Genomic DNA, 6,119 nt, shown 5'->3' with positions numbered 1-6,119 from the left:
GCCTGGTCTGACCCACACCACCAGCGGCACCACGCGCTCCAGGGCGGCGGCGCCCGCCGGCCGTCGTACCCGGGCCGGCAGCCCGGGAGCCAGCGCCGCCGCGGTCGCCACGACCAGCCCGTACGCCACGACCGTGGCCATGCCCATCACGTCGCCGGGGCCGAAGGTGCCGACGGCCCGGACGTCCTCGCCCTGGTACGAGGCTCCGGTGTGGGTCGCGTACTGCACGACCCCCACCGCGCCCTGCACCAGCGCCAGCACCACGAAGCACCCGGCGGCCAGCCGGAACTCCCCGGCGTCGCGCACCAGCAGCACGATCGCCGCCGGGACCAGGACGAACACCTGGAGGTAGCGCACGAAGCCGGGCAGCGCCGCGTACGGGTCGCCGGCGGTCACGGTCGCGACGGCCAGGCCCACGGCGGGCACGCCGAGCACGAGCACGCCCAGCGGGCTCAGCTCCCGCACCCGGCCGCGCAGCGCCTGCACCGCGCACACCAGCACCAGCGCCAGCGAGGCGGCGTCGGCCGGGCCGACCTTGCCCGAGGTGCTCGCGTCGCCCGCCGCGATCGGGGCGAGCAGCAGCAGGACGGTCGCGGCGAGCGGCAGCAGCGGCCAGTGGCGCCGCAGCAGCCCCGCCGCGTCGGGCCGGGCCCCGAACGGGGATACGGCGAGGCTCATCAGCTGCCCCCCAGCCGGAAGCGGAAGAAGGAGGCCGCGGTGCGGGCGAGGATCCACAGGTCCTGCCACAGCGACCAGGTGTCGATGTAGTGGTTGTCGAAACGGGCCCGGTCCTCGATGGAGGTGTCCCCGCGCAGGCCGTTGATCTGGGCGAGGCCGGTGATGCCGACGGGCATCCGGTGGCGGGCCTCGTAGCCGGGGTGCACCGCGGCGAACTTGGCGACGAAGAAGGGCCTTTCGGGACGCGGCCCGACCAGGCTCATGTCACCCCGGACGACGTTCCACAGCTGCGGGAGCTCGTCCAGCGAGGACTTGCGCAGGAAGGAGCCGACGGGGCTCATCCGCTGGTCGCCCGCGACGGTCCACCGGGTGGCGGACTCGTGCTCGTCGGCGCGCAGGGTACGGAACTTCAGCAGCGTGAAGGAGCGCCCGTACAGGCCGACCCGCTCCTGCCGGAAGATCACCCCGGGGCCGTCGGCGATCCGTACGGCCAGTGCGCACGCGCCCATCACCGGCGCCGCGGCGATCAGCGCGAGTGCGGCCAGCGTCCCGTCGACGGCCCGCTTCACCCAGCGCTCCACCGGCCGGGACGGACGCGGCAGCAGCGGCTGTACGGCGTACCCCCACAGCTGGTCGGCGGGCTGGGACACCCGCATGCCGGTCACCTTGGCGGTGCCGGCCGGGTCGGCGAGCCAGAGCCGGCAGCCGTGGTCGTGGAAGAGCCGGACGAGGGAGGCGGTGCGCTCGTCGGCCTCCGGCGGGTGGGTGAACACCGCGTGCCGGACCGAGTTCTGGATGACGGCGCGCCGGACGTCCTCGTGCGTGGCGAGCACCGGCACGCCGGCGCCGCCCTCCTCGGCGGAGCCGGTGTCGGCGAGCCCGACGGGCCGCAGTCCGTACTCGGGGCGCCCGTGCAGGGCGGCGGCGACCGCGCTCGCCCCGGCGCCGGGGCCGACGACCAGGGCCGAGGCGGGCCGGCGGCGGGCGGAGCGGCTGCGGAGCCCGTTGGCCAAGCCGCGCCCCGCGCAGGTCAGGACGGTCTGCAGGCAGACGGCGGTCAGCAGGGCGTACCAGCCCAGGGCCCGGCCGGGTGCCGCGGCGGCGGTCACGGCGGCGACCCCGCACCACAGCACGGCGGCCCGCCCGGCCAGCGCGGGCAGTTCGAGGAGTGCGGAGGGGGCGAGCCGCGGCCGGTACAGCCCGGCCTGCGCGTGCAGTGCGGCGGCCAGCACGGCGACGGGGGCGGCCGCCTCGGGCGGCAGCGCAGCCCCGGGCCGGGCCACGGCGGCGGTGGCGAGTACGGCGGCCAGCCCGTCGGCGGTCAGCAGCGGGACGACCCCGTCGCGGCGCCGGACCCGCTGCGGCCGCGCCAGCGGCCGGGCCGGGTCGGCCCGTGGCCGGCGTGGCGGGTGGATGGCGGTCACGGACCGTCGGACGGCTGCGGTGCCGGCGGTGCCGCCGGCGGGCCCCGTGCCGCCCTGCCCGGTGTGCCGGGCGGGTGCGCTGTCCATCGTCATCGGCTGATGCGCTCCTGGTTCAAGGGCCGGGGCCTGCCCAGCAGTTCGTGGTACAGACCGGTCACCGCGTCCGTGGTCCGCCGCACGTCGAAGTCGGTCCGGGCGTGCTGCTGGGCCTGCTCTCCGAGTTCGGCGAGCAGCCGCGGTTCGGCGAGCAGCCGTCCCAGGGCCTTGGCCAGGGCCGTCGGGTCCTCCGGCGGTACCAGGCAGAGCCGTCCCTGGCCGGGCGGCAGGCTCTCCCGGGCACCGCTGACGTCGGAGACCAGGACCGGTCGGCCGCAGGCCATGGCTTCGAGCGGGGCGAGCGCCATGCCTTCCCACCGCGACGGCAGTACAACGAGATCGGCGGCCCGAAGCCACGGTCGGATGTCGGGGGCGGCCCCGGCGAAGAGCACTCCGGGCGGGGCGCTGCGGCGCAGCCTCTCGGTGTCGGGGCCGTGACCGCCGGGGGGGGGGGGGGGGGGCGCCCCGGGCTCCGCGCCCGCGGGGGGGGGGGGGGCGGCGCCGCCTGGGGGGGGGGGGCCGCCCCCCCACGAGTGCGAGACGGGCTTCGGGGAGATTGCCGAGCACTTCCCGCCAGGCCCGGAGCAGGATGTCCTGGCCCTTCTGGTGGCAGAGCCGGCCCACGCAGACGGCGAGCGGGCCGTCCCCCAGGAAGGCGGCGGGCAACGGGAGTTCGGTACGCGCCCGGGCCCGGTCCGCGTTGCGGTCGGGGCCGCCGGGGCGGAAGTGGTCGAGGTCGACGCCGTTGCGGATCACCGACCAGTGGGCGGCGATCCCCTCGGCCTCGCCGGCCCGGCGTTCGGCTTCGCTGACGCAGAGCACCCGGTCGGCCCAACGGGCCCCGAACCGCTCCCAGCGCAGGGCGAGCGCGGCGGTGGCCCCGCCGACGGCGTCGAAGGACCAGGCGTGCGGCTGGAAGACGGTGGGCACGGCGCCGCGCACGGCGAGCCGCCCGGCCAGCCCGGCCTTGGCGCTGTGGGCGTGCAGGACGTCGGGCCGGACCAGGCGGACCACCCGCCGGGCGCCGAGCACTTCGGCGGGCAGGTCGGGTCCGGGGGCCCGGCCGGCCCGCCAGGTGAGCACCTCGGCACCGGCCGCGCGGGCGGCGTCGGCGAGCCGACCGCCGCGCGGGCAGCCGACGGCGGTGCGCAGGCCGGCGGCCGTCTGGGCGCGGACGAGGTCGACCACGACGCGGGCGACACCGCCGTCGACGGGCTGGACGAGGTGCAGGACGGACAGGGGACGGGGAATCGGAGGCTGCGCTGGCGAGGGCTGCGCAGGGGGAGGTTGTGTCGGCACGCGGAGCGGTCTCCTACGTTCAGCGGCGCGCGTCTGTCTGAACGAAGAGCACGCCGAGGAATTGACCCTGGCTTTCGCCCGTGAACCTGAAGCTCAGGCTGCGGGCGCCACCGGACAGGGCGGGACTCAGGTCGAACACGTCCGCGTCATATCCGAGATTATTCACATGTTCGGGCTGTCGCACGAACGAGGGATGTCCGAATTCCGTGATCGTGGAATTCATAACATCATTAAAAGGATTTTCAGCATCACTGACGTTGACCCGGCGGCCACTGTCGGAGGTCACCGTGAGTGAGTCACCGAGGGTCCCCCGGTCCCCGTCGTACGCGACCACCCCGGCCTTGCCCGCGGACCCGGCGGCCGCGTCCAGGCCGGCGATGTCGACCGTCTCGGCGGCCTCGCCCGGACCCGCGGCGAGCCGTTCGAAGCCGTCCCACACCGAGATCCGGCGGACCGGCTCCTGCGGGTGCTCGTACGCCACGACCAGCGTCCAGCCGCCCCAGGCGCCCACCTCGGAGTTGCCCATGGCGATGTTCAGCTGGGCCACCGTCCACATCCCCGCGCCGCCCTTGCGGACCAGCGGGGTCACGTCGGCCGAGGCCTGGTAGGCGTCGCTGCCCGTGTCCGAGCGGTGGCCGATCACCGTGTCGGCGAGGACCTCCTTGTACGCCCCGCCCGGCTCGGCGACCAGCACCCGGCCGTTGTCCTCCGGCGGCTTCTGCTCGCCCACCCGCAGGTTCCCGCCCCAGTACAGGCGGGCGTACGAGACCTTCGCGCCCTGCGGGACCTTGAGCTCGGCCCGGGTGGAGTTGTAGGTGTCCGGGTCCTTGTCGACCTCGCTGTAGAACATGTCGAAGTCGCTGTTGACCCCCGCCGCGCCGCGCTTGACCTCGGCGCACGGCTCGGCGTCGGGCGCTTCCTCCCGGCGGCAGGCGATGGAGGAGTTGGAGGCGCGGACCAGCCCGCCGCGCTGCACGGCCTGGTAACGCTGGGTGAAGGGAACCTTGGCCATCTCCCGTACGGCGGGAGCGGCCGGCCCCGGCGGAGCGGCGGCGACGGCCGCGGGGACGTTCGCCGAAAGGACGAGGCAGGACAGCAGACCGAGCGTGCCGAGGATTCCGCGGGACGAACCCATGACCCCGTCTCCATTTTCGATCAAGGGGACAAAACAGGAGTGAACTTTGTCAGAAATCAGGACGGAAATCACGCCGGACTCGCTCGTACGGCCTTTTGGGCGATAACACGCACCCTCACAGGGGGCGGGTCGTTATGCCGTGCACCATTGTTCGAACCGAAAGGAAAACCGGAGATGAAGAAGAGGCTGATGCGCGCCACCACCCTGGCGGTCGCCGGCACCGCGGTGCTGATGGGCGGCGCGGGCCTCGCCTCCGCGGACAGCGGCGCCGCGGGCCTCGCGGCCGGGTCCCCGGGTGTCGCGAGCGGCAACCTGGCCCAGGTCCCGGTTCACGTCCCGGTGAACGTCTGCGCCCTCACCGTCAACGTGGTCGGCGTACTGAACCCCGCGTTCGGCAACACCTGCGTCAACGCCTGACCGTCGGCCCGGCCGTCAGTCCACCCGTCAACCGCGCCGCCCGAAACGACGGCATCCGGGTGAATCCACGCAACCCGGACCGGGGCATGCCCGTTGATCCGAGTGCTCCACTACCGGGCAATCCAGCAAAAAAGGGACGACAATGATCAAGAAGATGATGGCCACCGCGGCTGCCGCCGCCTCGGTCGTGGGCATCGGTGCCGCCCTGGCTCCGCAGGCGATGGCCATCGGCAACGACAACGGCATCAACACCGTCAACGGCAACGGCGCCTCGCAGATCTACGGCAACCAGGCCACGTACGGCAACATGAGCCCCCAGATGGCGCTCATCCAGGGCTCGTTCAACAAGCCCTGCATCGCCCTGCCGGCCAAGGTCAACGCCCAGTCGATCCTCGCGCTCGTCAACGTCGGCGTCCAGGACATCCCGATCCTGTCCAACCCGATGAACCAGCAGTGCACCGAGAACTCCACCCAGGCCAAGGGCGACGAGCCGCTCTCGCACATCCTGGACAACATCCCGGTCCTGTCCGGCAACGCCTCCGCGGGCAGCTGACCGCAACCCCGCGCCAGCGAGGCCGTCGCACCCCTCCGGGTCGCGGCGGCCTCGCCGCTTGTCGGCACCGCAAATACCGCGTAAATCCGTCCTGAATTCCGGACGACGAACGCCGGGGTGAATTGTGGGCCATCCGGAAGATTTCCGGTTTCCTTTTCCTGACCCACTCGTTGTTATTTCTGCAGCGGACAAGCCCCTGCGGGAAGGATTGAAGAAAATGACGTACAAGAAGGCAGTGGTGCTGGCCGCCGGCGCTCTGATGGCCGCCGGTGCCGCCTCCCCCGCCATGGCCGACTCGGTCGCCGACGGCAACGCCGTCGGCTCCCCCGGCGTCCTGTCCGGCAACCTCGTCCAGGTTCCGGTGCACGTCCCGGTCAACGTCTGCGGCAACACGGTCGACGTCGTCGGCGTGCTGAACCCCGCCTTCGGCAACACCTGCGTCAACGCCTGACGAAGCACTTTCGCCCGCAAGGGCAACCTCCTCGGGGTGGCCTCGGAGTGCACGGCGGTGCACTCC

6 protein-coding genes and 2 pseudogenes are annotated in these 6,119 nt (G+C 73.5%); 3 read left to right on the top strand and 5 right to left on the bottom strand.

Annotation, left to right across the window (positions count from 1 at the left end; genetic code table 11):
• From ACFXA3_RS32305 to ACFXA3_RS32285, 5 genes and pseudogenes are all read right to left on the bottom strand, one after another.
• A pseudogene (locus tag ACFXA3_RS32305) lies at positions 1 to 678 on the bottom strand (hypothetical protein); the annotation flags it as partial.
• Entirely contained in the window at positions 678 to 2,195 is a 1,518-nt protein-coding gene (locus tag ACFXA3_RS32300) for an exopolysaccharide biosynthesis polyprenyl glycosylphosphotransferase (protein WP_385192616.1), read from the bottom strand. The pseudogene ACFXA3_RS32305 and the gene ACFXA3_RS32300, both read right to left, overlap by 1 nt.
• Entirely contained in the window at positions 2,192 to 2,590 is a 399-nt protein-coding gene (locus ACFXA3_RS32295) for a glycosyltransferase (protein WP_385192614.1), read from the bottom strand. Before ACFXA3_RS32295 ends, ACFXA3_RS32300 begins: the two co-directional genes overlap by 4 nt.
• A gap of 397 nt (positions 2,591 to 2,987) precedes the next feature.
• Positions 2,988 to 3,386, bottom strand: a pseudogene (locus ACFXA3_RS32290) (glycosyltransferase); the annotation flags it as partial.
• A 130-nt stretch (positions 3,387 to 3,516) separates the two neighbouring features.
• The gene (locus tag ACFXA3_RS32285) at positions 3,517 to 4,704 is read right to left on the bottom strand and encodes a DUF3344 domain-containing protein (RefSeq protein WP_385192609.1); all 1,188 of its coding nucleotides are present in this window, start codon (positions 4,702 to 4,704) and stop codon (positions 3,517 to 3,519) included.
• A 117-nt stretch (positions 4,705 to 4,821) separates the two neighbouring features.
• On the opposite strand from ACFXA3_RS32285, the gene ACFXA3_RS32280 reads away from it, so the two are divergent.
• The 3 genes from ACFXA3_RS32280 (at position 4,822) to ACFXA3_RS32270 (ending at position 6,053) form a co-directional block, all read left to right on the top strand.
• Positions 4,822 to 5,049: a chaplin gene (locus tag ACFXA3_RS32280; protein WP_385192611.1), complete on the top strand. Its 228-nt coding sequence runs from the start codon at positions 4,822 to 4,824 to the stop codon at positions 5,047 to 5,049.
• 142 nt (positions 5,050 to 5,191) lie between these two features.
• Entirely contained in the window at positions 5,192 to 5,602 is a 411-nt protein-coding gene (locus ACFXA3_RS32275; RefSeq protein WP_385192607.1) for a rodlin, read from the top strand.
• Positions 5,603 to 5,819: 217 nt separating this feature from the next.
• Positions 5,820 to 6,053, top strand: a complete 234-nt coding sequence (locus tag ACFXA3_RS32270) for a chaplin (RefSeq protein WP_385192603.1) — start codon at positions 5,820 to 5,822, stop codon at positions 6,051 to 6,053.
• Positions 6,054 to 6,119: the final 66 nt, after the last annotated feature.

Origin of the sequence: Streptomyces sp. NPDC059456 (genome assembly GCF_042750055.1) — a bacterium.
Lineage (GTDB): Bacteria > Actinomycetota > Actinomycetes > Streptomycetales > Streptomycetaceae > Streptomyces.
This window is presented reverse-complemented; position numbering and strand designations above follow the sequence as displayed.

What these genes read in the sequence shown, in the direction of transcription:
- ACFXA3_RS32300 (WP_385192616.1), bottom strand. Translation starts at nt 2,195, where the DNA reads ATGACGATGGACAGCGCACCCGCCCGGCACACCGGGCAGGGCGGCACG.
- ACFXA3_RS32280 (WP_385192611.1), top strand. Translation starts at nt 4,822, where the DNA reads ATGCGCGCCACCACCCTGGCGGTCGCCGGCACCGCGGTGCTGATGGGC.
- ACFXA3_RS32275 (WP_385192607.1), top strand. Translation starts at nt 5,192, where the DNA reads ATGATCAAGAAGATGATGGCCACCGCGGCTGCCGCCGCCTCGGTCGTG.
- ACFXA3_RS32270 (WP_385192603.1), top strand. Translation starts at nt 5,820, where the DNA reads ATGACGTACAAGAAGGCAGTGGTGCTGGCCGCCGGCGCTCTGATGGCC.